Origin of the sequence: Sphaerotilus sp. (assembly GCF_041083715.1) — a bacterium.
Lineage (GTDB): Bacteria > Pseudomonadota > Gammaproteobacteria > Burkholderiales > Burkholderiaceae_C > Sphaerotilus.
In genome coordinates this window covers 1-3,634 of record NZ_JBFPGY010000082.1, presented here as the reverse complement: position 1 = coordinate 3,634, position 3,634 = coordinate 1, and the positions used below count along the sequence as shown (strand labels likewise).

At 69.3% G+C, this 3,634-nt stretch carries 3 protein-coding genes; 1 reads left to right on the top strand and 2 read right to left on the bottom strand.

The features are described 5' to 3' along the window. Positions 1-97: 97 nt before the first annotated feature. Complete coding sequence (locus tag AB3X43_RS04170; RefSeq protein WP_369428615.1) at positions 98-229, bottom strand: hypothetical protein; 132 nt, start codon at positions 227-229, stop codon at positions 98-100. Positions 230-408: 179 nt separating this feature from the next. Here AB3X43_RS04170 and AB3X43_RS04165 point away from each other — a divergent pair, with 179 nt between their 5' ends. After that, complete coding sequence (locus AB3X43_RS04165; protein ID WP_369428614.1) at positions 409-1,827, top strand: phenylacetate--CoA ligase family protein; 1,419 nt, start codon at positions 409-411, stop codon at positions 1,825-1,827. Between the two features lie 19 nt (positions 1,828-1,846). Here the strand turns inward: AB3X43_RS04165 and AB3X43_RS04160 are convergent. Then, positions 1,847-3,634 (bottom strand): TonB-dependent receptor plug domain-containing protein (locus AB3X43_RS04160; RefSeq protein ID WP_369428613.1); only part of this gene is annotated, 1,788 nt, incomplete at its 5' end.

Here is a 3,634-nt window from a genome sequence, read left to right as displayed (position 1 = left end):
GCAGGTGGGCCGTTGGCTTATCAATCGGGGTGATTTCCATTTCGGCTTCTTATCTTCGCCTTGCGCAGATAAATCCAGACTGAATCAAAATCGCCGGTTATTCGGGAAATCCCGCAAACCGGGATGCATCAAAAATAAGCGACAAGGTTTCCCCGGTGGGTTCTGGAACGGTCACGGCCTCGGCAATACCGCTTGCAGTCACCGTCGCCGTCGCGAGATATTCGGCCACGGCAACGATGTGGTCTACGGCAATGCTCCCTGGGTTTTCTGGGCCGCGCCAGCAACTGGTCCTGACGCTGGTCCCAGGCGCTGTGACACCAGATTGTCTGATCCCTGTCAGTCACCTCGTCCATGATGGGCGCGACGATGAGGACCCGGTTCGACCCGACCCGGGCGCAGGAGACAAGCATGGCACTGCAGCAAGACGAACCCTGGGCGGGCTGGATCGCCCCCTGGACCACCCCCACCAATCCCTGGGCCGCCGCTGGCGTTGGCGCGTCCGCCGCCAAGCCCGGTCTGGTTGAACAGCGGTGCCAGTCGCTGCTCGACCATGCCCGCACCCACAGCGCGTTCTATCGCCGGCACCACGGGGGCGCGCCCGTGTCGTGGACCGATCTGCCCCCGGTCACGAAGTCGCAGCTCATGCAGCACTTCGACGACTGGGTGACTGACCCGGCCATCACGCGCGAGGGCGTGCAGGCCTTTCTGGCCGACCGAAGCCGGATCGGGTCGGACTTCCTGCGCCGCTATGCGGTGTGGACCAGCTCCGGCACCAGCGGCGAGCCGGGCATCTTCGTGCAGGACAGTGCGGCACTCGCGGTGTATTCGACGATGCTCGAGAGCCGCATGGACCGGCGTTTCGCCACCCACCGCTGGTGGGCGCTGGCGGCGACTGGCGCGATGGGTCCATGGGGTCTGCGGCCGCGCAGCGCGCTGGTGGCGGCGCTCGATGGGCACTATGCCGGCGTGTCGTTCTGGTCGCGCCAGTGCCGCTTCAACCCGGTGACGGGCAGCGAGTCACGGGCGTTTTCCGTCACCGCGCCGATCGAGCAGCTGTGCGACGAACTGCAGGCGTGGCGCCCGGCCTTCATCGCCAGCTATCCGAGCATGCTGGTCGAGCTGGCGCGGCAGCAGGAGGCGGGGCGGCTGCGGCTGATGCCCCTGGCGCTCTGGTCCGGCGGCGAAGGGCTGGCAGCCAGCACACGCGACTGGATCGAGTCGGTCTTCGGCGCACCGGTGGTCAATGACTACGGCGCCTCCGAGTGCCTGGCCATCGCCTTCGAGTGTCCGCATGGCCGCCTGCATCTGAACGACGACTGGGTGCTGATGGAGCCGATCGACGCCCAGGACCGGCCCGTGCCGGTCGGCACCGCCTCGCACTCGGTGCTGCTGACCAACCTGGCCAACCGCGTCCAGCCGCTGATCCGCTACCGCCTCGGGGACAGCGTGACGATGCATCCGGACGACTGCGCGTGCGGCAACCACCGGCCGTCGTTCACCGTCGAAGGTCGCTGCGACGACACGCTGCAGTTCCCGAACGCCGCTGGCGACGTGGTGCACCTGTCGCCGATGGCGGTGACCACGGCGCTGGAGGAGGGGGCCGATGTGCACCGCTTCCAGCTCCGCCAGACTGCCCCCGATGCGCTGGAGCTGCGCCTGGACGTGAGCCTGTGCACCGACCCGGCGGCGCTGCGCGTGGCGTCGCTGGAGGCCCTGCGCCGCTACTTCGACACGCAAGGCCTGTCGGTGCGCCTGAGCGTCAGCGACGAGGCACCAGCGATCGACCTGCGCAGCGGCAAGCTGCGCCAGGTCGTCTGCGAACTCTGAACGCTCGACGTCCGCTGCGTCAGAGCTTCATCTCCAGCCGCAGCGCCCAGGAGGTGGTGCCGGGATTGCTGGTCGTCGCCACCTGGCGGGTGCTCGCGGTGGTGACGGTCGCGCTGCTGACGTTGTCCAGTGGCAGCAGGTTGCTCACCGAGGCGCGCAGCTGCAGGTCGGGCGTGAAGGTCCACAGCGCATAGGCGTCGATCACGCGGCGGGTGTCCACCGTGTTGAGCTGGCTGTCGCTGAGCTGGATCGCGTACTCGGGCGTGAAGTTGAGACTCGCGCCCAGCACCAGCGGCAGGCCACGCACCCGCCAGTCGCCGCCGAGGTTGGCACTCCAGTCGGGCTGCTTGTCGAGGCGGTTGTCCGGTCCGGCGATGCGGTCGACCTGCGAGCGGAAGGCGCTCAGGTTGGCACGCACTTCCAGCGGTGGTGCGTTCTCGGCCATCACCTCGCTCAGGCGCAGCTTGGCCTCCAGCTCGACGCCGCGTGTCATCGCGGTGCCGATGTTCTGCGGGCGCGAGACCCAGCGCGAGGCGCCGCCCACCGTTTCCAGCGTGGTCTGCGCGCGGATGAGCTGGTCGATGCGGCGCTCGAACACGCCGATGCTGAGGAGGCCGCCGGCCGACAGATAGTGCTCGAAGGCCAGATCCAGCCCGGTGGCCAGCTCGGGCCGGAGCTGCGGATTGCCGGCGCGGTCGGGGTTGGTCTCGAGGTTGGTGCCGGTGGCTTCTGTGCGGCGGGCGATCAGGTTGGCCAGCGTCGGGGCGCGGTAGCTGCGCGTCAGGCTCAGGCGCACCTGGTCCTTGCCGCCGTCCACCGGGCGCCAGACGGCGTGCAGCAGCGGCGTCAGCACGCTGCTGCGGTTGCTGATGCGGCCGTCGGCGGCGTCGCTGTCGGTGTCGATCGCCTCCCAGCGCAGGCCACCCTGCACCGACCATTGCGGCGTCACGGCCCATTCGTCCTGTGCCCAGAGCGCACGGCGCAGCGTGTGGGCCTGCAGGGTGTCGCCCACCTCGCCGTTGAGCGAACGGATGCCGGTGGCCGTGGTCTCCAGCGTGGTGCGGTTGTCCTGGCGCTGGCTGTCTTCCAGCTCCCAGCCGAGCGAGACCTGGTGCGCCCCGTCGACCAGGTTGCGGCTGAGCTTGCCGCCGGTGCTGAGGCTGCGGTCGCGGCCGTCGCGGGCGTCGTCGACCTGGCGCAGCGTGGCGCCAGCCCCGTCGCGCTCGAACCGCTGGCTGCTTGCGTTGCCGGTGCCGAGGCTGCCGCCGGCCTTGAGTTCGAGGCGCAGGTTGTCGTCGAGCCGGGTCAGCCATTGCGCACTGAGCCGGGCGAGCGAGAAGCGGCTCTGACCGGTCTGGTTGGCGCTGACGAAGTCCGGTGTGCCCGTGGCCGCGTCGATGCCCTGGGCGCTGGTGCTGCGGGCCTGGTTGGCCATCACGAACGGCATCAGCGCGAACGACTCGCCCGCGCCCAGCCGCCACTGCATGCGCCCGCCGAGGTGGATCGCCTCGCGCTGGCTGCTGTCCTGCGTGGTGCGGGTCTGGTCCAGCGTGGTCGTGTTGTCGGCCAGCCGGGTCTCGACGGTGTGGACGCTGCTGGCGTCGTCGCTGCGGCCGCTGGAGGCGTGGGCGGACAGGTTGTAGCTGAAGTTGTCGATCTGGTCGGCACGGGTCCAGCTGACACTGGGTTCCCAGTGGCCGTCGTCGTGGCCGAGGCGCAGGTGCACGTTGTTCAGCCGCTGGCGCACCTCTTCGCGCAGCACGATGTTGATCGTGCCGGCGATGGCCTGCGCGCCGGTCTCGGCGGT

What these genes read in the sequence shown, in the direction of transcription:
- AB3X43_RS04165 (WP_369428614.1), top strand. Translation starts at nt 409, where the DNA reads ATGGCACTGCAGCAAGACGAACCCTGGGCGGGCTGGATCGCCCCCTGG.